The 26,645-nt window shown below is 66.9% G+C and carries 27 protein-coding genes and 1 tRNA gene; 23 read left to right on the top strand and 5 right to left on the bottom strand.

Annotated features, from left to right (window positions below; translation table 11 throughout):
* Positions 1 to 336: 336 nt before the first annotated feature.
* The gene (locus tag IEQ11_RS19280; RefSeq protein ID WP_191823735.1) at positions 337 to 1,836 is read right to left on the bottom strand and encodes a DUF4832 domain-containing protein; all 1,500 of its coding nucleotides are present in this window, start codon (positions 1,834 to 1,836) and stop codon (positions 337 to 339) included.
* A 447-nt stretch (positions 1,837 to 2,283) separates the two neighbouring features.
* On the opposite strand from IEQ11_RS19280, the gene IEQ11_RS19275 reads away from it, so the two are divergent.
* From IEQ11_RS19275 to IEQ11_RS19170, 22 genes are all read left to right on the top strand, one after another.
* On the top strand, positions 2,284 to 2,910 hold the full coding sequence (locus IEQ11_RS19275) for an esterase/lipase family protein (RefSeq protein ID WP_046657759.1): 627 nt from the start codon (positions 2,284 to 2,286) through the stop codon (positions 2,908 to 2,910).
* A 224-nt stretch (positions 2,911 to 3,134) separates the two neighbouring features.
* Positions 3,135 to 3,866, top strand: coding sequence for a YebC/PmpR family DNA-binding transcriptional regulator (locus tag IEQ11_RS19270; protein WP_191823734.1), 732 nt, complete (start codon positions 3,135 to 3,137; stop codon positions 3,864 to 3,866).
* A gap of 97 nt (positions 3,867 to 3,963) precedes the next feature.
* Positions 3,964 to 4,530 (top strand): crossover junction endodeoxyribonuclease RuvC, encoded by a 567-nt coding sequence (gene ruvC / locus IEQ11_RS19265; RefSeq protein WP_051547409.1) that lies wholly within the window; start codon positions 3,964 to 3,966, stop codon positions 4,528 to 4,530.
* 215 nt (positions 4,531 to 4,745) lie between these two features.
* Entirely contained in the window at positions 4,746 to 5,336 is a 591-nt protein-coding gene (gene ruvA, locus IEQ11_RS19260; protein WP_036107722.1) for a Holliday junction branch migration protein RuvA, read from the top strand.
* A 33-nt stretch (positions 5,337 to 5,369) separates the two neighbouring features.
* A complete protein-coding gene (locus IEQ11_RS19255) occupies positions 5,370 to 7,307 on the top strand; it encodes a potassium transporter Kup (protein ID WP_082124458.1) in 1,938 nt (645 codons plus the stop codon).
* Between the two features lie 240 nt (positions 7,308 to 7,547).
* Positions 7,548 to 9,401, top strand: a complete 1,854-nt coding sequence (locus IEQ11_RS19250) for a potassium transporter Kup (protein ID WP_228465042.1) — start codon at positions 7,548 to 7,550, stop codon at positions 9,399 to 9,401.
* A gap of 1 nt (position 9,402) precedes the next feature.
* Positions 9,403 to 10,512, top strand: coding sequence for an SMI1/KNR4 family protein (locus IEQ11_RS19245; protein ID WP_228465041.1), 1,110 nt, complete (start codon positions 9,403 to 9,405; stop codon positions 10,510 to 10,512).
* 170 nt (positions 10,513 to 10,682) lie between these two features.
* Complete coding sequence (gene ruvB / locus IEQ11_RS19240; protein WP_036107728.1) at positions 10,683 to 11,717, top strand: Holliday junction branch migration DNA helicase RuvB; 1,035 nt, start codon at positions 10,683 to 10,685, stop codon at positions 11,715 to 11,717.
* A gap of 16 nt (positions 11,718 to 11,733) precedes the next feature.
* Positions 11,734 to 12,219, top strand: a complete 486-nt coding sequence (gene ybgC, locus IEQ11_RS19235; RefSeq protein WP_191823733.1) for a tol-pal system-associated acyl-CoA thioesterase — start codon at positions 11,734 to 11,736, stop codon at positions 12,217 to 12,219.
* A gap of 184 nt (positions 12,220 to 12,403) precedes the next feature.
* Positions 12,404 to 13,186, top strand: a complete 783-nt coding sequence (gene tolQ / locus IEQ11_RS19230; protein WP_036107730.1) for a protein TolQ — start codon at positions 12,404 to 12,406, stop codon at positions 13,184 to 13,186.
* A gap of 110 nt (positions 13,187 to 13,296) precedes the next feature.
* Positions 13,297 to 13,743, top strand: coding sequence for a protein TolR (gene tolR / locus IEQ11_RS19225; protein ID WP_036107734.1), 447 nt, complete (start codon positions 13,297 to 13,299; stop codon positions 13,741 to 13,743).
* Entirely contained in the window at positions 13,740 to 14,696 is a 957-nt protein-coding gene (tolA, locus tag IEQ11_RS19220) for a cell envelope integrity protein TolA (protein WP_191823732.1), read from the top strand. The genes tolR and tolA overlap by 4 nt, the downstream gene beginning before the upstream one ends.
* A 2-nt stretch (positions 14,697 to 14,698) precedes the next feature.
* Positions 14,699 to 15,253 (top strand): energy transducer TonB, encoded by a 555-nt coding sequence (locus IEQ11_RS19215; RefSeq protein WP_191823731.1) that lies wholly within the window; start codon positions 14,699 to 14,701, stop codon positions 15,251 to 15,253.
* A gap of 202 nt (positions 15,254 to 15,455) precedes the next feature.
* Complete coding sequence (gene tolB / locus IEQ11_RS19210; RefSeq protein ID WP_036107742.1) at positions 15,456 to 16,775, top strand: Tol-Pal system beta propeller repeat protein TolB; 1,320 nt, start codon at positions 15,456 to 15,458, stop codon at positions 16,773 to 16,775.
* A gap of 90 nt (positions 16,776 to 16,865) precedes the next feature.
* On the top strand, positions 16,866 to 17,390 hold the full coding sequence (gene pal, locus IEQ11_RS19205; protein WP_046657751.1) for a peptidoglycan-associated lipoprotein Pal: 525 nt from the start codon (positions 16,866 to 16,868) through the stop codon (positions 17,388 to 17,390).
* A gap of 114 nt (positions 17,391 to 17,504) precedes the next feature.
* Positions 17,505 to 18,305 carry a tol-pal system protein YbgF gene (gene ybgF, locus IEQ11_RS19200; RefSeq protein WP_036107746.1) on the top strand — a complete coding sequence of 267 codons (801 nt, stop codon included), beginning with the start codon at positions 17,505 to 17,507 and terminating at the stop codon, positions 18,303 to 18,305.
* A gap of 7 nt (positions 18,306 to 18,312) precedes the next feature.
* Complete coding sequence (gene queE, locus IEQ11_RS19195; RefSeq protein ID WP_036107750.1) at positions 18,313 to 18,990, top strand: 7-carboxy-7-deazaguanine synthase QueE; 678 nt, start codon at positions 18,313 to 18,315, stop codon at positions 18,988 to 18,990.
* A 521-nt stretch (positions 18,991 to 19,511) separates the two neighbouring features.
* Positions 19,512 to 20,210, top strand: a complete 699-nt coding sequence (gene queC / locus IEQ11_RS19190) for a 7-cyano-7-deazaguanine synthase QueC (RefSeq protein WP_191823683.1) — start codon at positions 19,512 to 19,514, stop codon at positions 20,208 to 20,210.
* Positions 20,211 to 20,326: 116 nt separating this feature from the next.
* Positions 20,327 to 20,402 (top strand) — tRNA-Lys (locus tag IEQ11_RS19185).
* A gap of 505 nt (positions 20,403 to 20,907) precedes the next feature.
* Positions 20,908 to 21,270, top strand: a complete 363-nt coding sequence (locus IEQ11_RS19180; RefSeq protein WP_036107764.1) for a hypothetical protein — start codon at positions 20,908 to 20,910, stop codon at positions 21,268 to 21,270.
* Between the two features lie 209 nt (positions 21,271 to 21,479).
* Complete coding sequence (locus IEQ11_RS19175) at positions 21,480 to 22,031, top strand: hypothetical protein (RefSeq protein WP_191823684.1); 552 nt, start codon at positions 21,480 to 21,482, stop codon at positions 22,029 to 22,031.
* A 127-nt stretch (positions 22,032 to 22,158) separates the two neighbouring features.
* On the top strand, positions 22,159 to 22,539 hold the full coding sequence (locus tag IEQ11_RS19170) for an energy transducer TonB (protein ID WP_191823685.1): 381 nt from the start codon (positions 22,159 to 22,161) through the stop codon (positions 22,537 to 22,539).
* Between the two features lie 33 nt (positions 22,540 to 22,572).
* On the opposite strand, the gene IEQ11_RS19165 is transcribed toward IEQ11_RS19170, so the two are convergent.
* The 4 genes from IEQ11_RS19165 to IEQ11_RS19150 form a co-directional block, all read right to left on the bottom strand.
* Positions 22,573 to 22,917 (bottom strand): hypothetical protein, encoded by a 345-nt coding sequence (locus IEQ11_RS19165; protein WP_191823686.1) that lies wholly within the window; start codon positions 22,915 to 22,917, stop codon positions 22,573 to 22,575.
* 113 nt (positions 22,918 to 23,030) lie between these two features.
* The gene (locus IEQ11_RS19160) at positions 23,031 to 24,158 is read right to left on the bottom strand and encodes an ABC transporter substrate-binding protein (protein ID WP_228465034.1); all 1,128 of its coding nucleotides are present in this window, start codon (positions 24,156 to 24,158) and stop codon (positions 23,031 to 23,033) included.
* Positions 24,155 to 25,543, bottom strand: a complete 1,389-nt coding sequence (locus tag IEQ11_RS19155) for a sensor histidine kinase (protein ID WP_191823687.1) — start codon at positions 25,541 to 25,543, stop codon at positions 24,155 to 24,157. The genes IEQ11_RS19160 and IEQ11_RS19155 overlap by 4 nt, the downstream gene beginning before the upstream one ends.
* The gene (locus IEQ11_RS19150; RefSeq protein ID WP_046657745.1) at positions 25,536 to 26,225 is read right to left on the bottom strand and encodes a response regulator transcription factor; all 690 of its coding nucleotides are present in this window, start codon (positions 26,223 to 26,225) and stop codon (positions 25,536 to 25,538) included. The genes IEQ11_RS19155 and IEQ11_RS19150 overlap by 8 nt, the downstream gene beginning before the upstream one ends.
* Between IEQ11_RS19150 and IEQ11_RS19145 the strand changes: the two genes are divergently transcribed.
* Positions 26,224 to 26,379, top strand: a complete 156-nt coding sequence (locus IEQ11_RS19145; RefSeq protein WP_247024610.1) for a hypothetical protein — start codon at positions 26,224 to 26,226, stop codon at positions 26,377 to 26,379. The genes IEQ11_RS19150 and IEQ11_RS19145 overlap by 2 nt on opposite strands.
* Positions 26,380 to 26,645: the final 266 nt, after the last annotated feature.

Raw genomic sequence — 26,645 nt, 5'->3', positions numbered from 1 at the left:
CGTCGGCATCGATCGCGCGGGCATTTGATTCACAACAAAGCATTTTTCTTTGGTTACCTTTCTTTTGTTGCTTTAGACAAAAGAAAGTAACCCGCCGCATCAGCGGCGGAAGCTTTTGATCTGGCTTCAAGCTTTGAAAGCCTCAAAGCCCGAAAAGCCCAATCGTCTTCAAGAAAAAACGAGACCGAAAAACCTATCGAACGCGCGTCAACGGATCGCAAGACGCCCGCCAGAGAAACCCCGCCAACGAGCCACCCACCGCCAAACCCATCCCGAAATACAAACAGCTCGATGAAAAGCGGGCCGGCGTCCGAGGGATTACGCCGGCCCGCTCATTCAATGGTCGACCGCCGCCGCAGCGACAGTCACCGTCCCCAAGCTCAACCGTCCAGTGCTATCGCGCCCCACGTTCTGCGGCGCGATGCCCGGCCGCTCGCGCCAACTGTCGGCGAACGCCAGGCGCAAAGAATAACTGCCTGGCGCCAGCGAAGCCGGCACCGTCGTGGCACTGACCTGCGTGCTGGGCGCGGCGCCCGGCAACAACGCATTCAACGGAAAATCGAACGCCGCGCGAGCGCGCGTCGCGCCGCCCGCATCGACCCAGTGCAGCTCGGTCTGGTAGAGGTGATACAGCGGCGCCGAACCGGTGTTCTCGACGCTGAGCGTGACCGAGATCGGCGCGCCCGCGCGCATCGCATCGGGCCACGCCGCCTGGCGCACGGTGAATTCGTAACCGAGCGCGCGCTTGATCGCGCGCATCTTGGCCGGAAAACCGCTGCCGGTGTTCTCGTGCTGACCGGCCGGGCCGAGCCAGCTGAAGTGGTAACGCTTGAGCAGATCGACGATGTCGGCGGTGCGCGAGGTCCAGGTCTTCTTCTGGTCGGCGTACGGGCTTTCGCCGCCGATCGGGTTGTGCTTCCAGTTCTCGCGCGCGGCCGGCACTTCGTTGCGAAAGCCCCATTCCAGATTCCACCAACCGGTGTCGTCGCAGCGCGGCAGCTTGGGGCTGTAGGCGTTGCACATCGCGGTGAACGAGGGGAAGAAATCTTCGCTGACGCCGAAGTTCACCCCGTCCAGATCGCTGCTGCGCGCATAGCGGGTATGCACCGGCGTGAGCGTGAACGCCGCCGCGTAGGCATTGCGCACCAGCGCGCGGGTGGTCGCGTCGGGTTCCCAGGCTTCGCAGCCGGAGGTATGCCATTCGCCCCAGAAACCGAGCAGGCCGACGTGGATCGCGGTGATGCGCGGGTCGCCGTCGTAGCGGCGGCCGAAGGCCTGGACGAACTGCTGCAACTGCTGGCGCATCGCCGGCGAGTTGTACTCCGGCGCGCGTCCGGGGCCGTCGCCGCCGCAACTGCTGTAGTCGTGCGCGGCGATGTTGAGCGGCGCGAGTTCCAGGAACTTCGGGTAATCGCGTTCGAGCTGGCCTTCGGTCTTGTCGAAGTAGAAGCTGATGTTGTTGGACACGCCGTCGGGGTAGTCGGCGACCGGGCGCAGCACGAAGGTCGCGTTAGGGTTTTCCTTGAGGATCGGTTCGAGATGGCGTTTCTCGAAACCGGCCCAGTCGTACTGCTCGTCGGCGGTTTCGATTTCGCGCCACGGCACGTAGATCTGGTACATCGACGCGCCGTAGTGATTGTCGGGCAGGCCGCCGTCGGCGCCGACGGTGGTGCCCCACAACAGGAAACCGCGATGCGGGTTGGACAGGTCGTCGTTGCTTTGCGCGGGCCGCAGTTCGCCGCAATGCGCGGGCGTCATCGGCGACATCGAGGCCGCGGCGAGCAACGCCGCGGCCAGGATGCCGACGAGAGGCGGGGCAGGGTATCGCAGGCGCATGCTCGGTCCGCGAAACAGGGGGGAGGTGGCGCGCATCCTGGAGCGCGATCGCAACGCAGAGTTGGCGCGTGATCACATTCCCACGTGTCGAATGTTTTTATGTTCGCCATCGGCGATGCGCATCACTTTTTGCTTTGAATAAACATTTCCAAAGGGCTTGATCGGTTTCAGTTGCTACCAATCCCGGTGCATCGCGTCCGCGCGATGCGTCATCGCAATCGGCGACACGAACGCGATGCACGCTGGTCGGTCGAATCGATTCGCGAGGCCACCGCGCCGCCGTCGATCGCCTGCGTTGCCGAGCGACATCGATGAGCGCCCAATCCCGTCCGCGACCGCAACCTGACCGGCGCTTGAAGTCGCGGTGGCCGCCGCCGCGCGCGGCGCTTGGATCGCACCCGCGCGGCCCGATGTCTATGCTGGATCGAACGGACGCGAGAAACGCAGATGGCAAAACCGAGCGACACCCGCAAAGTGTTGATGCTGCACGGCATCTGGATGCCCGGCGTGTCGATGGCCTGGCTCGGCGCGCGGCTGGCCGCGGCCGGCTTCGAACCGGAGGTATTCGCCTACGCCGGGGCCGGCGGCGGCCCGGAGGCGACCCTGCCGCGGTTGGTCGAACGGCTGCGGCGCGAACCGGTCCATGTGCTCGCCCACAGCCTGGGCGGCTTGATCACCCTGACCGCGCTGCGCGAACACCCCGAGCTGCCGGTGCCGCGCGTGGTCTGTCTGGGTTCGCCGCTGTGCGGCAGTTCCGCCGCCGACGGTCTGGCCCGGCATGCCTGGAGCGCGCCCATGCTCGGCCGCGCCGCCCAGCTGCTGCAGGCCGGTTGCCCGCCGTGGCAGGGCGCGGCCGAGATCGGGCTGATCGCCGGCCGCAGCCCGCGCGGCCTGGGCCGCTATTTCGGCCGTTTCGAGGGCGACAGCGACGGCACCGTGGCGGTGTCGGAAACGCGCCTGCCCGGTCTGGCCGCGCACGAGGTGATCGAGGCCAGCCACAGTGGGTTGCTGTTTTCGGCTCAGGCCGCGCGCATGGCCGAGAGCTTTTTCCGCCGCGGCCGCTTCGCCGACTGAGGCGGGGCGGGCCTGCGCGCTCGCAGGTCCGGTCCCGGGCCGTCGCTACCGGCGCTCGCGCCATGGCCGGTTTCGACCCGGCGCGACGCCGGCACCGACCCATTTGGGCCGGTCGGACCGGGCCAACCGACGCCGGCCGAGCGAAAACCGCATTCCATGCCCCGGCGGACAGGCCCGATCGAGTAAAATCGCCGGCTTGTTCACACACTACGTCCGGTCACGCCATGGGTAGAGGTCCTTCGATCGAAGCACGCAAGAACGCCGAAGACGCGCGTCGCGGCAAGATCTTCACCAAGATCATCCGCGAAATCAGCGTCGCGGCGCGTTCGGGCGGCGGCGATCCCAACAGCAACCCGCGGCTGCGCAGCGCCATCGACAAGGGCCTGTCGGCGAACATGACCAAGGACGTGATCGAGCGCGCGGTCAAGAAAGCCACCGGCGCGCTGGAAGGCGTGGAATACGAGGAAATCCGCTACGAGGGCTATGCCCCGGGCGGGGTGGCGGTGATCGTCGACTGCCTGACCGACAACAAGGTCCGCACCGTCGCCGATGTGCGCCATGCGTTCGGCAAGTTCGGCGGCAACCTCGGCACCGACGGCTCGGTGTCCTTCATGTTCGCCAAGCGCGGCGTGCTGTGGTTCCAGGCCGGTTCGGACGAGGAGAAGATCACCGAAGTGGCGATCGAGGCCGGCGCCGACGACGTGGTGGTCTACCCCGAGGACGGTTCGATCGACGTGCTGACCGCGCCGGACGCGTTCGAGGCGGTCAAGGCGGCGATGGAAGCGGCCGGGCTGAGCCCGGGCGAGGCGCAGGTCACCTTGCGCGCCGACAACAACATCGCCGTCTCCGGCGAAACCGGTCAGCAGGTGGTCAAGCTGCTGAACTGGCTGGAAGACATCGACGACGTGCAGAACGTGTATTCGAACGCGGATCTGGCTGAAGACGCATATGTGTGAGGCCGGGAATCGGGATTCGGGATTCGGGATTCGGGTGAAGCAAAAGCTTTGGCTCGCCGATGCCTGCCCGATCGCGATGGTTGCCTGACGCATCGTGATGTCGATTCCCGATTCCCCATTCCCGATTCCCGCCGGCGCCACCCGCATCCTCGGCATCGACCCGGGTTCGCAGCGCACCGGTCTGGGCGTGATCGACGTGGGCGCCGACGGCCGCTGCACCTTCGTGCATGCGCGCGCGCTCAAGCTGCTCGACGCCGACGACTTTCCGTCGCGGCTGGGTCTGCTGTGCGAGGGCCTGGAAGCGGCGCTGGACGAATTCCAGCCGCAGCAGGTCGCGATCGAGACCGTGTTCATGGACAAGTCCGCCACCTCAGCGCTGAAGCTGGGCCATGCCCGCGGCGCGGCGCTGGCGACGGTGGTGCGGCGGCGGATTCCGATCAGCGAGTACGCGCCGCGGGTGATCAAGCAGTCGCTGGTCGGGCGCGGCGCGGCCGACAAGCAACAGGTCCAGCACATGGTGCGGCTGTTGCTGAATATTCCCGAAGTGAAGCTGCAGGCCGACGCCGCCGACGCGCTTGCGGTGGCGCTGACCCATGCCCACATGAGTGCTACCGCGCGGCGTACCGGCATTTCCACCCTCGACCTGCGCAGGCGCGGGACCTGAGTGAGCGCCGCCTTGCGCCAGCTCGCCGCCATTGCCGTCGCAGTCGCCGCCCAACGCGGCGCGGTCGCGTCGTCACGGCGACAGGTGGGGGGTCGCGGCCGCGGTCGCGTTGTGGCCGATGGCGCCGGATACTTCGCCGCCGGGTATTTGATTTCTTGCGTGCGACGCGCCGTCCTGCGGGCCGGCGGGTCGCCGATCCTATTGGGAGTTCGCGCGTGATCGGTCGTCTCAAAGGCATCATCGTGCACAAGCAGCCGCCGTGGCTGGTGGTCGACGTCCATGGCGTGGGCTACGAGCTGGAAGCGCCGATGAGCACGTTCTACGACCTGCCCGAACTCGGCCGCGAAGTGGCCTTGTTCACCCACTACGCGCAAAAGGAGGACAGCGTGTCGCTGTACGGCTTCCTGCGCGAGGCCGAGCGGCGCTTGTTCCGCGATGTGCAGCGGGTCAGCGGCATCGGCGCGAAGATCGCGCTGGCGGTGCTGTCGGGCGTGCCGGTCGAGGAATTCGCGCGCCTGGTCCAGGCGGGCGACGTGACCGCGCTGACCCGCATCCCCGGCATCGGCAAGAAGACCGCCGAACGCATGGTGGTGGAACTGCGCGACCGCGCCGCCGACCTGGCCGGCTCCGGCGCCACCTTCACCAGCGCCGGCGTGCCGGCCGATCCGCAGAGCGAAGCCACCGTCGCCCTGCAGCAACTGGGCTACAAACCGGTCGAAGCCGCGCGCATGGCGCGCGAAGCGACCGCCGCCGGCGACGATGCCGCCGCCATCATCCGCAAAGCGCTAAAGTCCGCGCTTCGTTGAGCCAAGGCGGTCTCCGCCCCGGAACCACGCGAAATGTCCTCCACTGTTCCTTCGTCCCACGGCAAGCACGGCCACAAGGCCGGCAACGGCTCGCACCATCACGGCACCAAGAAAGGGTTGCCCGGATTGGTCGTGGGCGCGATCGGCGTCGTGTTCGGCGACATCGGCACCAGCCCGCTGTACACGCTCAAGGAAGCCTTCTCGCCGCATTTCGGCCTGACCGGCAACCACGACACCGTGCTGGGCATCCTGTCGCTGGTGTTCTGGGCGCTGATGATCGTGGTCACGCTGAAGTACGTGACCATCATCATGCGCGCCGACAACGACGGCGAAGGCGGGATCATGGCGCTGATGACCCTGGCCCAGCGCACCCTGGCCAAGGGCGGGCGCTCGGCCTACGTGGTCGGTATCCTCGGCATCTTCGGCGCGTCGCTGTTCTTCGGCGACAGCGTGATCACTCCGGCGATCTCGGTGCTCGGCGCGGTCGAGGGCCTGGAAGTCGCCGCGCCCGGGCTGCACCGCTTCATCGTGCCGATCACCGTGGTGATCCTGGTGATGGTGTTCCTGGCCCAGCGTTTCGGCACGGAGAAAGTCGGCAAGGTGTTCGGGCCGATCACCATGGTCTGGTTCGTGTCGCTGGCCGCGATCGGCATCCACAACATCATCCAGGGCCCGGAAGTGTTCAAGGCGCTGAACCCGTGGTGGGCGCTGCGCTTCTTCATGGAGCACGGCTCGCACTCGGTGCTGATCCTCGGCGCGGTGGTGCTGGCGGTGACCGGCGGCGAAGCGCTGTACGCCGACATGGGCCACTTCGGCGCCAAGCCCATCCGCTACGCCTGGTACACCATGGTGTTGCCTTGCCTGATGCTCAATTACCTGGGCCAGGGCGCGTTCGTGCTGCATCACCCCGAGGCGGTCAAGAACCCATTCTTCGAAGCGGTGCCGTCGTGGGCGCTGTACCCGATGATCGTGCTGGCGACCATGGCCGCGGTGATCGCATCCCAGGCGGTCATCACCGGCGCGTATTCGGTCGCGCGTCAGGCCATGCAGCTGGGTTACATCCCGCGCATGCAGATCAAGCACACCTCCAGCGACACCATCGGCCAGATCTACGTGCCGTACATCAACTGGGTGCTGGCGATCACGGTGATCGGCGTGGTCCTGGCGTTCCGCAGTTCGACCGCGCTGGCGACCGCGTACGGCATCTCGGTCGCGACCACGATGTTGATCGACACCCTGCTGCTGGCGCTGGTCGCGCGCGCGCTGTGGCCGCGCTGGCGCAAGTGGGTGCTGCCGCTGTGCGTGGTGTTCTTCGTCGTCGACGTGGGTTTCGTGATCGCCAACGGCGCCAAGTTCTTCCAGGGCGCGTGGTTCCCGGTGGTGCTCGGCCTGGTGGTGTTCACCCTGCTGCGCACCTGGCGCCGCGGCCGCGAGCTGTTGCACGAGGAAGTGCGCAAGGAAGGCATCCAGCTCGACAGCTTCCTGCCCGGCCTGATGCTGGCGCCGCCGGCGCGCGTGCCCGGCACCGCGGTGTTCATGACCGCCGACAAGGGCGTGGTGCCGCATGCCTTGCTGCACAACCTCAAGCACAACAAGGTCCTGCACGAACGCAACGTGTTCCTGACCGTGGAAACCCTCGGCGTGCCGTACGCGCCCAAGGACAAGCGGCTCAAGATCGAGGCGATCGGCAACGATTTCTATCGCGTGCTGATCCGCTTCGGCTTCATGGAAGTGCCCGACGTGCCGCTGGCGCTGATGCGCTCGTGCGATGCCGGCGGCATCTATTTCGACCCGATGGACACCACCTATTTCGCCAGCCGCGAAACCGTGGTCGCCAGCCGCCACCGCGGCATGCCGATCTGGCGCGACCGCCTGTTCGCCTTCATGCACCGCAACGCGGCGCCGGCGACCGGGTTCTTCCGCATTCCGGGCAACCGGCTGGTCGAGCTGGGCGCGCAAGTCGAGATCTGAGCGCAGCGCGCAGCCATCCGGGCGCCGGCTGAGGCGGGTGCCCGGGTTCGGTCAATACCGCTCGATCGGTACCGTTCGACCCGCGCCGCATCGGCGTCATCGGCAAACCGCTAGAGTTCACCCTTCGCCCGCCGGTCCGCCGCGCGGGCTCCTGCCGCCATACCTCCAGGAAGGCGCATGTCCGCGAACGAGCCGTCCCATCCCCAGGCCGAGCATGCAGCCGGCCACGCCAGGACCGGCATGGCCGGCCTGGTCGCCGGCGCGATCGGCGTGGTCTTCGGCGACATCGGCACCAGCCCGCTGTACACGCTGAAGGAAGCGTTCTCGCCGCACTACGGCCTGATCCCCAACGAACACACCGTGCTCGGGATCCTGTCGCTGGTGTTCTGGTCGCTGATGATCGTGGTGACGTTCAAGTACGTCGCGGTGATCATGCGCGCCGACAACGACGGCGAGGGCGGGATCATGGCCCTGACCGCGCTGACCCAGCGCACGCTCAAGCACAACCCGCGCGGGGTCTACATCGTCGGCGTGCTCGGCATCTTCGGCGCCTCGCTGTTTTTCGGCGACGGCGTGATCACCCCGGCGATTTCGGTGCTGTCGGCGGTCGAAGGCCTGCAGGTGGCGGCGCCGCATCTGGACCATTTCGTCGTGCCGATCACCGTGGCCGTGCTGGTGCTGGTGTTCCTGGCCCAGCGCTTCGGCACCGCGAACGTCGGCAGGGCGTTCGGCCCGGTCATGATCGTGTGGTTCCTGGTGCTCGGCGCGATCGGCGTTCACAACATCGTCGAGGCACCGCAGGTGATCAAGGCGCTGAACCCGATCTGGGGCGTGCGCTTCTTCATGGAACACAACTGGCATGCGGTGTTCGTGCTCGGCGCGGTGGTGCTGGCGGTGACAGGCGGCGAGGCGCTGTACGCCGACATGGGCCATTTCGGCAAATGGCCGATCCGCCTGGCCTGGACCTATTTCGCGCTGCCCGCCTTGACCTTGAACTACCTCGGCCAGGGCGCGCTGATGCTCAACAGGCCCAGCGCGGTCGGCAATCCGTTCTTCGAAGCGGTGCCGCAATGGGCGCTGTTTCCGATGATCGGCCTGGCCACGGCGGCTACCGTGATCGCCTCGCAGGCGGTCATCACCGGCGCGTACTCGGTCGCGCGTCAGGCCATGCAGTTGGGTTACATCCCGCGCATGCAGATCAAGCACACCTCGCGCGACACCATCGGCCAGATCTATATCCCGGCGGTCAACTGGATGCTGCTGGCGCTGGTGATCGTGTCGGTGGTCGGCTTCGGCAGTTCGACCGCGTTGGCCACCGCCTACGGCGTGTCGGTGACCGGCACCATGCTGATCACCAGCGTGCTGATGATCATCTACCTGCGCGCCAACACCAAGGTGCCGGCGCCGTTGTTCTGGCTGCTCGCGGCGATGTTCGTGCTGGTGGACGTCGCGTTCTTCTACGCCAACATCATCAAGTTCCTGGACGGCGCCTGGTTCCCGCTGCTGCTCGGGGTGATCTTGTTCACGATGATGCGCACCTGGCGCCGCGGCCGCGCATTGCTGCACGAAGAGGTGCGCAAGGAAGGCATCGCGCTCGACAGCTTCCTGCCCGGCCTGATGCTGGCGCCGCCGGTGCGGGTGCCGGGCACGGCGATCTTCATGACCGCCGACAAGGACGTGGTACCGCACGGCCTGATGCATAACCTCAAGCACAACAAGGTGCTGCACCAGCGCAACGTGTTCCTGACCGTGCATACGCTCGGCGTGCCGTACGCGCCGCCGGAAAAACGCCTGAAGATCGAGGCGATCGGCAACGACTTCTACCGCGTGCTGATCCGCTTCGGTTTCATGGAAGTCCACGACGTGCCGCTGGCGCTGATGCGCTCGTGCGATGCCGGCGGGGTGTATTTCGACCCGATGGACACGACCTATTTCGCCAGCCGCGAGACCGTCGTCGCCGGTCGCCACCGCGGCATGCCGATCTGGCGCGATCGGCTGTTCGCCTTCATGCACCGCAATGCCGCGCCGGCGACCGGGTTCTTCCATATTCCCGGCAACCGGCTGGTCGAACTGGGCGCGCAGGTGGAGATCTGAGATGAGCGGTGCGTCGTCGTTGCAGTGGATGGTGTACGGCCGCGCGCCGACGCTGGACACCTTCTGGGACGAGGAACTCAACCTGGGTCGGGTGGCGGCCACCGCCGAGGCCATCGCTGAAACGGAAACGCGGCTGGGCATCGTCGTGCCGGCCTGGCTGCGCACGCTGTATGCGCGTTACGACGGCGGCGCGGCGCGAATGGCGCGGGCCGACTCGATCGAACAACCGGGCCAGTGGCTCAAGGCCGAATGGCTGATCCCGCGCGCGCGTCTGCTGCCGCTGCACGAATGGTTTTCCTTCGCGCAATTGCGCGCCCGCGAAGGCTATCGCGACGATGCCTATGCCGCCGTGGCCGCGGACGACCGTCGCCTGATCGCCATCGCGATCGACGAGCGCAACAAGACCCTGTGCCTGGATTATTCGGCCGGCACCGAGCCGACGATCGTGTTGACCGATCAGCAACGGCGCCTGCGCGAATACGCCGATGCGGCGGCCTGGCTCGCCGATCTGATCGATCTGCAGTACTGGAGCCCGGCGCTGCAGGCGCGGCACGACCCGGCCCAGACCCTGGACTGGCGGCCCGAGCCGCCGAGCCTGGACACGTTCTGGAGCGGTCCGGGTTTCTGGGACGACGCCAGCGGCGCGCCGGCGTCGGAGGATGCGATCGCCGCCGCCGAGCTCCGCCTGGGCGTGCGCCTGCCGGCCTTGCTGCGCGCGCTGTACCGGCGCCAGGACGGCGGCTATACCCGTTTCGAGTGGGCGCCGCTGGGACGCCATCCTTCGCGGCATTTCTACGACTGGGAAAGCGTCGTTCCCGACCGCTACCTCAGCTCGCTCGGCCATCTGCGCACCCTGGCCGATGTGGCGAGCGACTTTCAGGACGGCACCGAACTGTCGAGCTTCGCGCGCATGCACGCGCGCTGCGAGCGCATCGTCGTGCTGGCGATGCACGGCATCCACTGGATGCTGTGCCTGGACTACCGCGAACGCGGGCCGGAGCGCGAACCCGACGTGGTCTACTTCGAATACTTCGACGAGCTGATCCCGCGTTATCGCGCGCGCGATTTCGACCGCTTCTTCGCCGATCTGCGCCAGGGCGAGCTGGACTGAGCCGGGGTTCCGGCGTCGCCGTGGTTCTTTCGAAACGGGGCAGGGAAGGCCGTGCTTCCGCCCCGAGCCCGGTCCTGCGCCACCGTCCCGCCTTATTCCGCCACGCCCGCGGCGCCATCGGCCCCGCTCCAAAGAGGGCGAATTTCCGACGGCCATGCGAACATAGGGCCATGAACGATCCGCGCATCATCGCCCCAGGCGCCACCCGCGAGGACGACGCCATCGAGGCGTCGATCCGGCCCAAGCGCCTGGACGAATACCTCGGCCAGCAACCGGTGCGCGAGCAGCTCAAGATCTACATCGAAGCGGCCAAGCAGCGCGGCGAGGCGATGGATCACGTGCTGATCTTCGGCCCGCCCGGCCTGGGCAAGACCACGCTGAGCCACGTCATCGCCAACGAACTGGGCGTCAACCTGCGCCAGACCTCCGGCCCGGTGATCGAAAAGGCCGGCGATCTGGCCGCGCTGCTGACCAACCTGCAGCCGCACGACGTGCTGTTCGTCGACGAAATTCATCGTCTTTCGCCGGTGGTCGAGGAAATCCTCTACCCGGCGATGGAGGACTACCAGATCGACATCATGATCGGCGAGGGCCCCGCCGCGCGCTCGATCAAGCTCGACCTGCCGCCGTTCACCCTGATCGGCGCGACCACCCGCGCCGGGCTGCTGACCGCGCCGCTGCGCGACCGCTTCGGCATCACCCAGCGGCTGGAGTTCTACAACGCCGAGGAGCTGACCCGGATCGTGCGCCGCTCCTCGCAGATCCTCGGCATCGCCTGCGCGCCCGAGGGCGCGGCGGAAATCGCCCGGCGTTCGCGCGGCACCCCGCGCATCGCCAACCGCCTGCTGCGTCGGGTGCGCGATTACGCCCAGGTCCGCGCCGGCGGTTTCATCGACCGCGACGTCGCCGATGCGGCGATGCTGATGCTCAAGATCGATCCGGAGGGGTTCGACGACCTCGACCGGCGCCTGCTGCGGACCATCATCGAATCCTTCGACGGCGGCCCGGTCGGGGTGGAATCGCTGGCCGCCGCGCTCAGCGAGGAGCGCGGCACGCTCGAAGACGTGATCGAGCCGTTCCTGATCCAGCAGGGCTATCTGATCCGCACCGCGCGCGGCCGCATGGCCACGCCCAAGGCCTACCGCCTGATGGGCCTGAAACCGCGGGTGGAAAACGTCAGCCTGTTCGACCAGGAGCCCGAATGATGAGCTTCGCGGCGATATGGCATGGAGCGAGCGCTTGACCTCCGATTCCCCATTCCCGATTGCCGGTTCCCAGCCCGAATCCCGGCTATTCAGTTGGCCGACACGCGTGTATTGGGAAGATACCGACGCGGGCGGTCTGGTCTATCACGCCCAGTACCTGGCGTTCCTGGAGCGCGCGCGGACCGAATGGGTGCGCGCGCTGGGCTACGGCCAGGACGGTCTGCGCCGCGATCACGGGCTGCTGTTCGTGGTCGCCGGCATGCAGATCGGCTTCCTCAAGCCGGCGCGACTGGACGATGGGCTGGAGGTCACGGTGGAACTGCGGCGTTGCCGCCGCGCCAGCCTGATTTTCGCGCAGAGCGTGCTGCGCGGGCCGGATCGGCTGATCAGCGCGGAGGTCCGGGTCGCCGCGGTGGACGCGCAACATCAGCGTCCCTGCGCGATTCCGCCCGAGCTCTACGCGCAGTTGCTGGCGCGGCAGGTTCCCGGCGACGGGGCCTGAGCCTCGCCCATCGCCGCGCGCCGCATCGCGTCGCCGTCGGCCACCGACAATTCACCAAGATCGCCAAGAACACTGCTGAAATAGACTCACCCGCTGCAACCCCACCACCTCCCGCGGCTCGTTACTCCCCACGGACCGCGCAGCCCCACCACAGGCCCGCGCATCGGGCTACGGAGAACCAAGCATGACGTCATCGCTGATCGCGCTTCTGGCCACCACGGTACAAGCCCTGCCGGAGGAAGCCGTGCAGGCGGTGACCGATGGCGCGCAGGCCGCCGGCAAGGCCACCACCGAATTCAGTCTGTGGCCGCTGATCGCCAACGCCAGCATCCCGGTCCAGCTCATCATGGGCTTGCTGGTGATCGCCTCGATCACCTCGTGGGTGATCATCTTCCGCAAGTGGCGGGTGATCCGGCGCGCGCGCATCGAAGCCGATCATTTCGAAGAGCGCTTCTGGTCCGGCGCCGAGCTGTCCAAGCTGTACGCCGGCACCACCGAGCGCAGCCGCAGCGTCGGCGGGCTGGAAGCGATCTTCGAAGCCGGTTTCCGCGAATTCAACCGCATCCGCCAGCGTCGCGGCGTCGACGCGCGCGCCCAGCTCGAAGGCGCCCAGCGGGCGATGCGCGCGACCGGTTCGCGCGAACTCGACGGCCTGGAACACAACCTCGAACTGCTGGCCAACATCGGCTCGACCTCGCCCTACATCGGCCTGGTCGGCACGGTGTTCGGCATCATGGTGACCATGCATTCGCTGGTGTCGGCGTCCAAGCAGGTCGGCATCGCCGATGTCGCGCCGGGCATTTCCGAAGCGCTGCTGGCGACCGCGATGGGCCTGTTCGTGGCGATCCCGGCGGTGTGGGCCTACAACCGCTACGCCACCAGCGTGGAGCGTCTGGCGGTGCGTTACGACGCGTTCTCCGAAGAGTTCTCCTCGATCCTGCAGCGCCAGACCCATCTGGACGAGTGATGCGGCCCGCGCCAATTCACTCGCAGTGCCGCCCGCACTGCCGCCCGCGCCCAGCGCGACCGCTGCGCATCGCCCCGTGCGAGCGCCGCGCGTAACCGAGGAAACCCGTCATGTCCGGCACCGTCATCCGCCGCCGCAAACGTAAGCTCAAGTCCGAGATCAACGTCGTTCCGTACATCGATGTGATGCTCGTGCTGTTGATCATCTTCATGGTGACCGCGCCGCTGCTCACCCTGGGCATCGACGTCGATCTGCCCAAGTCCAACGCCAAGTCGATCGAGACCAAGAACGACCCGGTCGTGGTGCAGATCGACGACAAGGGCAACTTCTTCCTCGCGGTCAAGGCCGGCAGCAACGAAGCGGTGAGCAAGGAAACCCTGGCGACCAAGGTCGGCGCGCTGGTCAAGCAGAACGGCAAGGAAAAGCTGCAGGTCTACATCGCCGGCGACGGCCGTTCGAACTACCAGCCGGTCATGGATGCGATGAACATCCTCAAGGACGCCGGCGTGGAGAAGGTCGGCCTGATGAGCCAGCCCGAGAAGGGCGCGAAGAAATGAGGGAAACCCGCGCCGACACCGTGCAGGCGATCGGGCTGGCCTTGCTGCTGCACGGCCTGCTGATCGCCGCCATTTTCCTGAGCATGCTCTGGAACTGGGACAGCAAGCAGGTGTCCGCGGCGGGCTCGCCGATGTCCTCGGAACTGACCGAAGTCAGCGACCTGTCGGCGGCGATGCAGCGCACCTTGCGCAACCGCCCCAAGCCGATCGATCCGTTGCCGCAGCCCGAGCCCGAAGACAGCGCGCCGTTGCCGCAGCCGATCCCCGAGCCCAAGCCGCAGGACGCGCCCGCGCCGCAGCAGCAATCGCCGCAGGATTTCATTCCGGTGCCGGATGAAACCAGCCAGGAAGCGGTGGTCGATACGCCCACGCCCAAGGTCAGCGACGAGCAAAAACTCCAGGAAGCCAAGGCCAAGCAGGAACAGGTCGATCTGACCGAGCAGAAGCGCCAGGAAGAGGCGCAGCAGCAAAAGCGCCTGGCCGAGGAGCAGGTGGAGCGCGAAAAAGCGCTGGAGAAGATCCGCGCCGAACGCGCCAAGCTGCAGAAGCAGAGCGAACTGGCCGAACAGAAACTGCAGCAGCTCGCCGACGCGCGCGCCGCCCGCGCCAGCCAGAACGTCGCCGCCGCCACGCCCACCGCGGCTCCGGCCGGCAATCAGGGCGTCGATGCCGGCCTGATGGCGCGTTACCAGGCCGCGATCCAGGAAGCGGTGCTGTCGAAATGGTCGCGTCCCGACACCGTGCCGCTGGGCGCACGCTGCCGCCTGATCATTCGCCAGTTGCCCGGCGGCCGGGTCAATTCGGCCGAAGTGGTCGAGCCGTGCGCCTATGACGAACAAGGCCGGCGTTCGATCGAGGCGGCGGTGCTGAAGGCGCAACCCTTGCCGTATGCCGGGTTCGAGACGGTGTTCAGCCGTCAGCTCAACATCAACTTCACCGCGCAGGATCGCTGAGCATGCGTTTATCCGCGGCCGGTCGAATGGACAGTGCGCGCGCGATCCTCGGCCGGCGCCGCTGGATGGCCTTGAGCATGCTGATCGCGCTGCCGTGGTCGGCGCAGGCGGCCAGGCCGTCGAGCCAGAGCGCCGACCAGATCTCGCGGCAAGGGCAGGCCAGCCAGAGCGCGCAGTTTTGCCAGACCTACCCCGAACGCTGCGTGGCCCAGAACAACCTGCGCTACGCCGAAGTGCTGCGCGACGCGATCCTGGCCAAATGGCACCCGCCGGCCGGTCTGGCCGCGGACGCGAGCTGCATCCTCGACCTGCGCCAGACCTCGGGCGGGCGGGTGACCTCGGTGCAGGCGGTCGAGCCCTGCGGCTTCGATGCGGCCGGTCGCGACTCCATCGTCGCCGCGGTCCTCAAGGCCCAGCCACTGCCGTACCAAGGCTACGAGCAAGTGTTCCGCCCGCAGCTGCGCCTGCAGATCAGCGCGCCGGACCCGGACGACGACGCCAAACCCAGCCGCTGGCGCCGGCTCCGCGACCGCGTGGACGCGATCCGCGACCGTTGAGCGCGATCGCGACCCGCGCAGAAAGTGGAGTCAGAACGACTTTTAGGCTCGATTTCGTCACCTGATCCGAACATTTACGACCGTTTGGCCGAATGTTCGCATCCGCACCGCAAATTGACCCCGGGTTTTGAGCCCACGTTCACCCACCAGCGTTAACAATGCCGAACCTGAACAAACCCCCGTTGAACCCCACGGAGTGCCGATGAAACGACCCCTGCGCTGGCTGGCTTCACTGCTGGCAGTCCTGCTTCCCTTCGCCGCCGCGGCCCAGCAGCAAGGGTTGGAGATCGATGTCGTCGGCGGCAACGCCTCGGCCCTGCCGATCGCCGTGGTGCCGATGCCCTACCAGGGCGGCGGCGCCGCGCCGCCCACCGACATCGCCGAAGTGGTGCGCAACGACCTCAACCGTTCCGGCCAGTTCCGCGGCCTGCCGGTCGAGCAGATGACCGCCAAGCCGACCAAGGGCAGCGAGATCAGCTATCCGGATTGGCGCGCGCTCAACCAGGACTACCTCGTGGTCGGTCGCGTCGCCGATGCCGGCGCCGGCAGCTATCGGGTTGAGTACGAGCTGTTCGACGTGGCCAAGCAGCAGCGCCTGCTCGGGTTCGCGCTGACCGCGCGGTCCAATGCGATGCGCGATGTGGCCCATCAGATCGCCGATGCGGTCTACGAAAAGATCACCGGTGTGCGCGGCGCGTTCTTCACCCGCATCGCCTACGTCACCGCGACCGGCCTGGGCCGTGGCAGCAATTACGCGCTCATGGTGGCCGACTCCGACGGCTACAACCCGCAGACCGTGGTGCGCTCGCCCGAGCCGCTGCTGTCGCCGTCGTGGAGCCCGGACGGCAACCGCCTGGCCTATGTCAGCTTCGAAGGCGGCAATTCGTCGATCTACATCCAGAACATCGGCACCGGCAGCCGCGAGCTGATCGCCAAGTTCCGCGGCATCAACGGCGCCCCGGCGTTCTCGCCGGACGGCCGTCGCCTGGCCCTGACCCTGTCGCGCAGCGGCAATCCGGAGATCTACGTGATGGATCTGGGCAGCAAGGCGCTGACCCAGCTGACCAACCACTTCGGCATCGACACCGAGCCGACCTGGGCGGCCGACGCCAGCAAGATCTATTTCACCTCCGACCGCGGCGGCAAGCCGCAGATCTACCAGGTCTCGGCCAGCGGCGGCGGCGCCACCCGGGTCACCTTCCAGGGCAGCTACAACGCCAGCGCCAGCGTGTCGTTCGACGGCAAGAAGATCGCCACCGCGCAGGGCGCCGGCAACAACTACCGGATCGCGATGATGGACTCCAGCCTGGGTTCGCCGCGCTGGAGCACCTTGTCGCCCGGTTCGCTGGACGAGTCGCCGAGCTTTGCCCCGAATGCCTCCATGATCATTTATGCTGCGCGCGAAGGACGCCGTGGCGTGCTCTATGCCGTTTCCGCCGATGCCCGGGTGCGCCAGCGCCTGGTGCTGGCCGACGGCGACGTGCGCGAACCGGCCTGGGGGCCGTACAGGCTGCCGCGCTAAGGCGCCGGCCACACCCCAACGCGCAGATTCGCGCCACCCAACGCGCCAAACCCCCGAACAACTCCTGCCCCACCTGACGAGGAATACCCCATGAACAACGCTGCCCGCATCCTGCTCGTCGCCGTGCTTTGCACCGCGGCCGTCGCCTGCTCGAAGAAGGTCAAGGAAACCGCTCCGACCGACAACGGCACCGGCCCCACCACCACCCAGCCCGGCGGCGACACCGGTCCGGTCGCTTCCGGCGCCTACGGCCCGAACGATCTGGACACCGACGCCTGCCTGCGTCAGCGCGTGGTCTACTTCGACCTCGACCAGGATTCGCTCAAGCCCGAGTTCCAGGCCATCGTCGGCTGCCACGCCAAGTACCTGCGCGACCGTCCGTCCTCGCGCATGACCCTGGAAGGCAACGCCGACGAACGCGGCAGCCGCGAGTACAACCTCGGCCTGGGCGAGCGTCGCGGCAACGCGGTGTCCTCGGCGGTCCAGGCCAACGGCGGTTCGGGCAGCCAGATCACCGTGACCTCCTACGGCGAAGAGCGTCCGGTGTGCACCGAGTCCAACGAAGATTGCTGGGCCAAGAACCGTCGCGTCGAAATCGTCTACACCGCCAAGTAATACGCTGGCGCGATGAAGTGCCCGCGGCGATGCGAATCGCCGCGGCACGACGAGCCGGGCCTCACTCTCCGGCAAGCCCGCATGACCGATAGAACAACGAAGGCTGACCCAGCGATGCGTAAATTCGCACTAGCCTTGGCGATCGTGGCGGCCACAACGGCCGCCACGCCCGCATTTGCCCAGCGCGCCAGCCTCGCCGACCGCGTCGCGGTCCTCGAACAGCGCGCCTCGGACAACCAGGCCAATCTCGATCTGCTCAACCAGGTCAACCAGCTCAAGAGCGAGCTGCAGTCCCTGCGCGCCCAGGTCGAGGAATTGCAGCAACAGCACAAGCAACTGCAAGACAGCAGCAAAGCCGAATATCTGGACACCGATAACCGCTTGAACCGCCTCGAAGGCGGTGCCGGCGCGCCGGTGCCCGCGGCCGCGCCGCAACCGCAGGCGTCGGTTCCCGCGCCGCCGCCGGCGGTCCGCGACAGCGCGCCGGTGGTCCACGGCGATGCCGGTCTGGTCGCCCAGAGCGGCGACGAGCGCGCCGCCTACGACGCCGCGTTCAACGTGCTCAAGTCCGGTCAGTACGCCGAATCGGCGCGATTGTTCCAGGAATTCCTGAGCGTCCACCCGAGCGGCACCTACGCGCCGAACGCGTTGTACTGGCTCGGCGAAAGTTATTACGTCACCCAGAACTATCAGCTCGCGCAGGAACAGTTCCAGACCCTGCTCGATCGCTATCCGACCCACGACAAGGCCGCCGGTGCCCTGCTCAAGGTCGGTCTGGCCCAGTTCGGCCTGAAACAGGTCGATGCCGCCGAGCGCACGCTCGCCGACGTCGCCAACCGCTATCCCGGCACCGACGCCGCCCGCACAGCCGTCGATCGCCTCAACGCGATCCAGCTGAGCCGGCTGCGCAACTAAGGTCCTCATGAACGCCGTTGTCACTCCGACGGCCGATGCGCCGTCCGAGCGCCTGCGGCTGACCGAAATCTTCCTGTCGCTGCAGGGCGAGTCCAACAGCATCGGCTGGCCGACCGTGTTCGTGCGCCTGACCGGTTGCCCGCTGCGCTGCCAGTACTGCGACACCGCCTACGCCTTCCACGGCGGGCAATGGTGGGACTTCGACGCGATCCTGGCCGAGGTCGCCCAGCACGGCGCGCGCCACGTCTGCGTGACCGGCGGCGAGCCGCTGTCGCAGAAGCGCTGCATCCAGTTGCTGGAAAAGCTCTGCGATGCCGGCTACGAGGTGTCGCTGGAGACCTCCGGCGCGATCGACATCGGCCCGGTCGACCCGCGCGTGTCGCGCATCGTCGACATCAAGACCCCCGATTCCAAGGAAGTCCACCGCAACCTGTGGAGCAACCTGCCGCTGCTGACCGCGCACGACCAGATCAAGTTCGTGATCTGCAGCCGCGAGGACTACGAGTGGTCGAAGGCCATCGTCGCCGAGCACGGCCTGACCGCGATCTGCGACGTGCTGTTCTCGCCGAGCTTCACCCAGATCAAGCCGAGCGACCTGGCCGACTGGATCGTCGCCGATCGTTTGCCGGTGCGGTTCCAGCTGCAGTTGCACAAGATTCTTTGGAATGACGAGCCGGGTAGGTGAGGGGGCGGGAATCGGGAATGGGGAGTCGGGAGTCGTAAAAGCGGTTTCGTCGGGGTTTGATTGAATGCCGCGATTCGCGACCCGCGACCCGTCCTGGCGTCATGCCTCATATATCGCTTCCTGTCTTAAATGGCGTAATCGTCCCCAGCCCCGCGCCACCTCGCTCGTCATTCCCGCGAACGCGGGAATCCAGTGACTTCAGCGCCGTGTATCGAGCAGGCCCGATATCCGGCGGAGCCGAACAGTCGAACATCACGGCCTTCGTGCGAGACAACCAAAGTCACTAGATTCCCGCCTTCGCGGGAATGACGGCCTGGATGGAGTGCGCTGAAGTCCGCGGACGTCCGGCTTGGCCGAAGTAGGGCGGAACCCGTTTTCGCCCGAATAACGAGCAAAAACGTCAGCCCCCTGGTTTAGCCTTACCCGATTCCCGATTCCCGATTCCCGATTCCCGATTCCCGATTCCCGATTCCCGATTCCCGATTCCCGATTCCCGATTCCCGATTCCGAGCCCCGCACCCATGAAAAAAGCCGTCGTCCTGGTCTCCGGAGGCATGGACTCCGCCGTCGTCATCGCCATCGCGCGCGAGCAGGGCTTCGCCGTGCATGCGCTGAGCGTGCGCTACGGCCAGCGCCACACCTCCGAACTCGACGCCGCCGCGCTGGTGGCCCAGTCGCTCGGCGCGGTCGCGCACAAGACCGTCAGCGTCGACCTGCGCAGCATCGGCGGCTCGGCCCTGACCGACGAACGCATCTCGGTGCCGCTCGACAACGACGGCCACGCGATCGGCGCGGCCGCGGCCAAGGACGACATCCCGGTCACCTACGTACCGGCGCGCAACACCATCATGCTGTCGATCGCGCTGGGCTGGGCCGAAGTGCTCGGCGCCAACGACATCTTCTGCGGCGTCAACGCGGTCGATTATTCCGGCTACCCCGACTGCCGCCCCGAATTCGTCGAAGCCTTCGAGCGCCTGGCCAACCTGGCGACCAAGGCCGGCGTCGAAGGCGCCGGCCTGCGCGTGCAGGCGCCGCTGCAATTCATGAGCAAGGCCGACATCGTCCGCGAGGGCCAGCGCCTGGGCGTGGATTTCAGCCAGACCGTCTCGTGCTACCAGGCCGACGACGCCGGCCGCGCCTGCGGCCATTGCGACGCCTGCCGCCTGCGCGCCGAGGGCTTCAACGCCGCCGGCGTCGCCGACCCGACCCGCTACGTCTGATCGCCGCGCATCCGCCCATCTGAACGAGGCCGGCTACCCGGGGCATGACGCCACGGCGCAGGCTTTGTTAGAATGCCCGACCCCGGCGCAGGTCGGGGCCGAATCATCCAGCATTCGGGCCGTTAGCTCAGTCGGTAGAGCAGAAGACTTTTAATCTTTTGGTCGTAGGTTCGAATCCTACACGGCCCACCAAACAGCAAAGGGGCTCTGCGTTCGCGCAGGGCCCCTTTTCTTTGTCCGGTCGAAAATCGCCTGAACCGGGGCGATTTCGCGGTTCGAGTCGTTTACTCGACTACCGCGATTCGCGGCGGCTCGTGCCGAGCCCGCGGCTCAGATCCGTGGCCTTCGACGCCACGATCTTCGATGCGTCGATCCTGGAGGTTGTGTCCAAGCTGGATCACGCGCGATCCACGTCGCGTTCGGCTTGCCCGCGCGTGGTTCAATCAATGCGTTCGCACGGGCGCTGATCGAACGCGGGTCGCGCGTCTTGCCGCCGTCACGGTCGGCCACTGTAGGCATCGCGCAAGCAGCGTGCGCAAAGGCTTCGGTATAGTGCTCGGCCGTGTCCATCGCCGCCCAGTTGCGGCCTCGCGGCCCATGCGGGCTGGACGCTCACTACAGTTCAAGGAACGATATGGCTTCGATTATAGGAATGGCGATTTTTGGCGCCTTTTGCGGGCTCGTTCTTCTCAATGTCATGGCGTTGATCGCCAAGAACGGGAAGAACCAGTTCGACTACGTGGAATTCGCTTCGGACAAGGACGTTTACGCGATGGTCGATGCGTGGGCGGCCAGCAACGGCTACGTGCTCAAGCGCAGCGAAGGCGATGCGCGCAAGTATCAGAAGGGTTCGGGCTTCCTGACCGCGCCGATGTTCCTGGAACTCAACCGGGTCGGCGCGACGTACTCGATCAAGAGCTACGTGCGCATCAACGGTTTCGTTCTGCACGGCGATGTCGGCCTGGCCGGCGACGGTTTCCTGGTGAAACTGCCGCGCTCGATCGCCAAGAAGGCGCAAAACCAGTTGTTCCAGTCGCTGGAGCTGCAGCCGCTGCAGTGAGCGATGCGCCGATTCGACGGTCGGTGTGAATCATCGGTGTTGGTGTGAACGCAAGGCCGGGTGCTCAGCGCCCGGCCTTTGTTTTTTCCGTGGCCGGTGTTTAGCGCGTTGTGCATGAAGCGGGTTCACAACCCCAGTGCAGCCGCGTCTAAGAAGGCGAAGGGCCGGCAGTGGTTGCCGGTTGGATGCGTGCGACGGAGGCGAAGGCGATGTATATCAGAGTCGGGTTGGATCAATGGATCATGGTGAATGGCAATCGCGTCGGTTCCGGCCAGTCGGCGCAACGGATCGAGCTCAACACCGCGGGATTGTCCGGTTGCGTGGCGATCGGCATGAGTTGGGGCCACATGATTTCGCTCGCGCATGTGTATTCCGGTTGCACCGCCGCGACTTGGATACCCGCGGACGGCTCGGCCGGGTACCTGCAAGCCCTCAACGAAGCCTTTGCCGGCTCGCGTGCACTGATGCTGAAAGGCAGGCCAGAAGCGGTGTTGTACTGGTCGGAAGGTACCCCGAACTGGTTGCCCAAGCAGTTGTACGATTGGCTGGATGCGCGCGATATCCAAGTCAACGAGGAACTGGCACCTGCCTGCCGGATATGGCTCGACGACGAGGGCCTTCTTAAGTGGTCGGCAAACCTCACCGAGCGCCCGGACGATGTCAGGAACTACACCACCTCCGCCAACGCGGCCGCGACGATCCAGTTCTATAAGGGGTTGTCCGCCAATGCGGCGCCCGCCACGCCGCCGCAGGGCGAGTGAAGGGCAAGATTGCACCGTATCTGGAGCGGTGGTCGTCGCGGTAGGCTGGCGTTTCCGAGGCGTCGGCCGCTCAGTAGTCGCAGGATGATTAGTGCCCAAGCCGATGCCTTGCCCGATCATCACGGTCTTGCTGATCGGCATCGTGGCGGTCGCGGCCGCCGCCATCGCCGCGCCGAAAAACGAATTGCCGCGGTGTGCGCAGCCAGTGGACCCGATCGCGACCATCCCGCCGAAGTTGCCGGCACGGCTGCACAACGAGTACGAGGGCACGGCCGTGGTCGCGTTCGAGCTCGACCGTTCCGGCCAAGTGCATTCGCCGGTCATCGTGTCGCAACAGTGGCGCCCCATCGGACATCGCGGCCGCGCGCCGATCGATTATCGCGAAGCGATCCTGGCCGCGGTATCGAAGTGGCGGTTCGCGCCGCAAGCCAAGGCCTGCAAGGGCCGCACTGTGGTTTCGCTGCAGTTGGATTCCGAGGCCCCGCCTCATGCGATGCCATCGAAGTGATGGCGTCGCGCATCGATTCGGCTATCGCCGAAATTAGGGATACATCCGCCGCTCCACCACGCGGTAGCTGTCCTTGGCGATGAGGTATCCGTAGCCGCCGCCGCGGTGGCCGCGCTGCGAAGGGGTGAAATCCACCCGGTAGTGATCGGCGTCCTGGGTGATCGCGATATCGAAGTCGTCGGCTTGCCGCCTGGTTGCGTCGTCGGCCGGGTCCGGGCCGGCTTCCAGCGCGAGGCGCTTGACGAATTCGGCGCGCGCCACGGCCAGGGCGCGGACCGTGCCGGGTTCGGCCGAGCGCAGGGAGAACGGCGATTCGCCCAGTTCGGTGGCGCGAACGCCGACGGCGGCGAGCGACAGGGCGATGGCGAATGCGAACAATGGCCGTGGCTGCGGCATGACGTCCCCGGATCGAAGCGCTGGATGGAATGGGCGACTGCGATGGCTAATCTACATCGCCGCCGTCGCGTCATGACCATCGCTGACGCCGGGCGTCAGCGTGGCGGCGCGGCGGCCTCGGTCGGCGCCAGATGCTCGATCCATTCGCGCAGAAACCGGCGTTTCTTCACCTCGTCCAGATACACGAGGAAACCCAGGCCCAGCGAGGTGCGACGCAAGGCGGCGCTGCGTTGCGACAGGTCGCCGTACAGGCGAGGCGGGTCGGGCAGGTCGTCGCGCGCGGGGATCAGCTTGGCTTCGCGCGCGAGCAGCACCTGGCCGCGCGGCGACAGCAGGTAATCGAGGAAGCGCCGCGCTTCGGCCGGGTTGGGCGCGGCGCGCGGGATCAACGCGGTGCGCGCGACCAGCAGCAGATGATCGCGCGGCAGCACGATCCGCAGCGGCGCGCCGCGTTCGATGCGTTGCAGCGCGTAGGAGCCGAACACGCCGTAGGCGAAGCCGATCTCGCCGTCGGAGAGCCGGTCGAGCAGCGGGTCCATGCGCTTGAACAAGCGCGCGTCGTTCTCGCCCAGCGCGGTCAGCATCGGGCCGGCATCGTTGCCGAGCAGTTTGGCTTCCTGGGTGGCGATGAAATAGGCCACGGCGCTGTCGCGCGGGTCCTGCAGGCCGATCCGGCCGCGCAACGGACCGTGCGGATCGCGCAGCAGGCGCCGCAGTTGTTCGCGGGTCTGCGGCGCGCGTTGCGGATCGAGCCGTTCGCGGTTGTACACCATCACCACCGGCTCGTAACCGTAGGCGAAGACTTCGTCGCGCCAGCGCGCGCTCGCGGGCAGCGCCTGGGCCTGCGGCGAGCGATGCGCCAGCGCGTAGCCGTCGTTGACCAGTTTGATCTGCAGGTCGGTGCTGCTGCTCAGCAACAGGTCGGGACGTTCCTGCGCCGCGCCGGCGCGCGCGCCGCGTGCGTAGATCTGCGCGGTGTCCAGATGCGAATAGCGCACCTCGACCGCGGGATGCAGGCGTTGATAGTCCTCGATCAGGGCGCGGACCAGGCCGACGTTGCTCGAACCGTGCAGCACCAGCCGGCCTTGTCGCGCGATGGTCGCGTCGAACACGGCGATGCGTTCGCTCTGCGGCGGGCGTGCCTGGGCATGGCCGAGATACAACGTGCCGATCGCGGCGACCAGGTACAGCAGCAGCGAGAAGGCGTAACGCAGCAGCTTCATGCGGCGTCCCTGCGCAGGTGCAGGCGCACGCTCAGGCCGCCGCTGGCGGATGTGTCCAGGACCACGCGGCCGCCATGGCTCTCGACCACGCGCTTGACGATCGCCAGACCCAGGCCGGCGCCCTGCGCGCTGGCGTGTTCGCCGCGATCGAAGCGATCGAACGCGCGCTCGCGCTGTTCGGCGCTCATGCCCGGGCCGGCATCCTCGACGCTGAGCAGCAGGCCCGCGCCGTCGGCTTGGAGTCGCACCAGGATCGGCGCGTCCTCGCTACCGCCGTGCTTGATCGCGTTGTCGATCAGGTTCTTGATCGCCTCGCGCAGCATCAACGCATCGCCGTGCAGGCGGGTGTCGTCGGCATCGCAATCGAACCGCACCCGCGGCCGCGGCTCGGCCTGCGGCACCGACTCGCGCAGCGCCTGTTTCGCGATGGTTCGCAGGTCCAGCGGCTTGAAGTGATGCAGTTCGGCGCGATGGGTCACGCTGGCATGGCTGAGCAACTGGTTGAGCAAACGGCCGAGCTTGTCGGAATGACGCTCGACCGCGACCAGGCCCTGCCGCCACTGCTGCGGGCTGTTCTGATCCAGGGCCAGTTGCGCCTGCGCGCGCAGCGAAGCCAGCGGATTGCGCATCTGGTGCGCGGCTTCGGCGATGTAGGCGCGCAGCGCGTCGATGTTGCTCGACAGGCGCGACATGAAATGGTTCTGCGCGGCGACCACGTGCGACAGCTCGGTCGGCACCGCGCGGGTGATCGGGCGCAGATCGAACGGGGTGCGCACGCTGAAATCCTGTTCGATCCGCGCCAGCGGCTGCAGCGCGCGATCGATCGCTAGCCGCGCCAGCAGCAGGATCGCCACGGTGAACAAGGCGATCCAGCCGGTCACGTGCCAGACGATGTCGCCCGCGACTTCGTTGCGCGCGCGCCGGGTCTGGCCGATCTGGATCAAGGCCGCTTCCGGGCCGTCGGCGCTGCTCGCGGCGCGGCGCAGCACCGCGAAACGCACCGCTTCGCCGCGGTAATCCGCATCGAAGAACACGCTATGGTCGGCCGTCAGGCTCGGCGGCCGCGGCAAGTCGTCGTAACCGGTCAGGGTGCGGCCGCCGACCAGGAACACGCGGTAGAACGCGCGGTCGTCCGGCGCGGCCGACAGCAGTTCCAACGCGGCGCAGGGGATGTTGGCTTCCCACTGGCCGTCGACCAGGGTGATGCTGTCGGCGATGGTCAGCGCCGAGGCGTTGAGCAGCCGGTCGTAGGACAGATCGGCCGCGCGCCGGCCGTACTGGCGCGCGCCGAAGAACAACAGCAGCATGCCGACCAGCGACAGCAGCCCGATCGACAGCAGCAGGGTGCGCCGGATCGATGGCCGGGCCTGTTCGAGCTCAGTCATGCGCCATGCCGTTGCCGTGGGTGGTTTCGGCGAGGTAGCCGGTGCCGCGCACGGTCACGATACGCAGGAAATCCCGCGGCAGTTTCTTGCGCAGTCTCGCCACGTACAGCTCGACGGTATTGGAACCGGCTTCCTCGCTGAGCGCGAACAAACGGTTGGTGATCTCGTTCTTGCTGACCACCTGGCCGAGCCGGCCGACTAGGATTTCCAGCAGGCTGTATTCGCGATTGGGCAGGTCGATGGTGCGATTGTGGAAGCGCAGCCGGCGCGCGGCGTTGTCCATGGTCATCGGGCCGATCCGCACCAGCGCCGAGGTCTGCGCCTGCCGGCGCCGGGTCAGCGCGCGGCAGCGCGCGCTGAGTTCGCGGAAATCGAAGGGCTTGCCGATGTAGTCGTCGGCGCCGACATCCAGCGCGCTGATGCGGTCCTCGATGTCGGAGCGCTCGGTCAGCATCAGCACCGGCGTCGCGTCGCCGCGACGGCGCAGTTCGGCGAGCAGGCTCAATCCGTCCATGCGCGGCAGGCCGATATCGAGCAGCACCAGGTCGTAGCGTTCGTGTTCGAGAAAGCGGCAGGCCGACAGCCCGTCGGCTTCGTGATCCACCGCGTTGCCGCCGCGGCGCAGATGCTGCACCACGGCGTGGGCCAGATCGAGATTGTCCTCGACCAGCAAGATGCGCATGAAGAAACTCCTGATGAGTGGCTGGATCAATGCCGGCGGCGCCGCGCGCGAACGCGCGGACGACGCGCTTGAGCGCAAGCCGATATCGCGGACACCGCATGCCGGCGCGCGGCGTGGACGCGCGCGACAGGTCGGCGACAGGCTATCGGCCTAGACTGGAACGCATGCTCTGGAGGGAGTGTTCGGCAGCGGTTTGATCGTTTATCGCTGATCGGTTTGTCCGATCGGCTTATCTGATTGGCTGAGGTCGAAGTCGAAGGCGGCATGCTCCGGGGAAGTGAGCATGCCGCCACGACTAACACGCGATTTTCAGGCTGTCGATGCGGTGTCGACGCGGATGTTCGAAAGTGTGAGGCGCTTGGAAGAGCGGCTTGGATTTCGAGGTCATTTTTGGCCTCATCGGCATCGGCGAACAAAGCA

It is taken from the genome of Lysobacter capsici (assembly GCF_014779555.2).
GTDB lineage: Bacteria > Pseudomonadota > Gammaproteobacteria > Xanthomonadales > Xanthomonadaceae > Lysobacter > Lysobacter capsici.
Note: the sequence above shows the minus strand (reverse complement) of the source record. Positions and strands in the feature narration are given on the sequence as shown.

Bases quoted from the DNA above. Each gene is read 5' to 3' on its own strand.
- IEQ11_RS19280 (WP_191823735.1), bottom strand. From the start codon at position 1,836: ATGCGCCTGCGATACCCTGCCCCGCCTCTCGTCGGCATCCTGGCCGCG.
- IEQ11_RS19250 (WP_228465042.1), top strand. From the start codon at position 7,548: ATGGCCGGCCTGGTCGCCGGCGCGATCGGCGTGGTCTTCGGCGACATC.
- queE (WP_036107750.1), top strand. From the start codon at position 18,313: ATGAACGCCGTTGTCACTCCGACGGCCGATGCGCCGTCCGAGCGCCTG.
- pal (WP_046657751.1), top strand. From the start codon at position 16,866: ATGAACAACGCTGCCCGCATCCTGCTCGTCGCCGTGCTTTGCACCGCG.
- tolR (WP_036107734.1), top strand. From the start codon at position 13,297: ATGTCCGGCACCGTCATCCGCCGCCGCAAACGTAAGCTCAAGTCCGAG.
- tolQ (WP_036107730.1), top strand. From the start codon at position 12,404: ATGACGTCATCGCTGATCGCGCTTCTGGCCACCACGGTACAAGCCCTG.
- IEQ11_RS19150 (WP_046657745.1), bottom strand. From the start codon at position 26,225: ATGCGCATCTTGCTGGTCGAGGACAATCTCGATCTGGCCCACGCCGTG.
- tolB (WP_036107742.1), top strand. From the start codon at position 15,456: ATGAAACGACCCCTGCGCTGGCTGGCTTCACTGCTGGCAGTCCTGCTT.
- IEQ11_RS19275 (WP_046657759.1), top strand. From the start codon at position 2,284: ATGGCAAAACCGAGCGACACCCGCAAAGTGTTGATGCTGCACGGCATC.
- IEQ11_RS19255 (WP_082124458.1), top strand. From the start codon at position 5,370: ATGTCCTCCACTGTTCCTTCGTCCCACGGCAAGCACGGCCACAAGGCC.
- ybgF (WP_036107746.1), top strand. From the start codon at position 17,505: ATGCGTAAATTCGCACTAGCCTTGGCGATCGTGGCGGCCACAACGGCC.
- ruvB (WP_036107728.1), top strand. From the start codon at position 10,683: ATGAACGATCCGCGCATCATCGCCCCAGGCGCCACCCGCGAGGACGAC.
- IEQ11_RS19145 (WP_247024610.1), top strand. From the start codon at position 26,224: ATGAAGAAACTCCTGATGAGTGGCTGGATCAATGCCGGCGGCGCCGCG.
- queC (WP_191823683.1), top strand. From the start codon at position 19,512: ATGAAAAAAGCCGTCGTCCTGGTCTCCGGAGGCATGGACTCCGCCGTC.
- IEQ11_RS19180 (WP_036107764.1), top strand. From the start codon at position 20,908: ATGGCGTTGATCGCCAAGAACGGGAAGAACCAGTTCGACTACGTGGAA.
- IEQ11_RS19160 (WP_228465034.1), bottom strand. From the start codon at position 24,158: ATGAAGCTGCTGCGTTACGCCTTCTCGCTGCTGCTGTACCTGGTCGCC.
- IEQ11_RS19245 (WP_228465041.1), top strand. From the start codon at position 9,403: ATGAGCGGTGCGTCGTCGTTGCAGTGGATGGTGTACGGCCGCGCGCCG.
- ruvC (WP_051547409.1), top strand. From the start codon at position 3,964: ATGTCGATTCCCGATTCCCCATTCCCGATTCCCGCCGGCGCCACCCGC.
- IEQ11_RS19215 (WP_191823731.1), top strand. From the start codon at position 14,699: ATGCGTTTATCCGCGGCCGGTCGAATGGACAGTGCGCGCGCGATCCTC.
- ybgC (WP_191823733.1), top strand. From the start codon at position 11,734: ATGGCATGGAGCGAGCGCTTGACCTCCGATTCCCCATTCCCGATTGCC.
- tolA (WP_191823732.1), top strand. From the start codon at position 13,740: ATGAGGGAAACCCGCGCCGACACCGTGCAGGCGATCGGGCTGGCCTTG.
- IEQ11_RS19270 (WP_191823734.1), top strand. From the start codon at position 3,135: ATGGGTAGAGGTCCTTCGATCGAAGCACGCAAGAACGCCGAAGACGCG.
- IEQ11_RS19155 (WP_191823687.1), bottom strand. From the start codon at position 25,543: ATGACTGAGCTCGAACAGGCCCGGCCATCGATCCGGCGCACCCTGCTG.
- IEQ11_RS19175 (WP_191823684.1), top strand. From the start codon at position 21,480: ATGTATATCAGAGTCGGGTTGGATCAATGGATCATGGTGAATGGCAAT.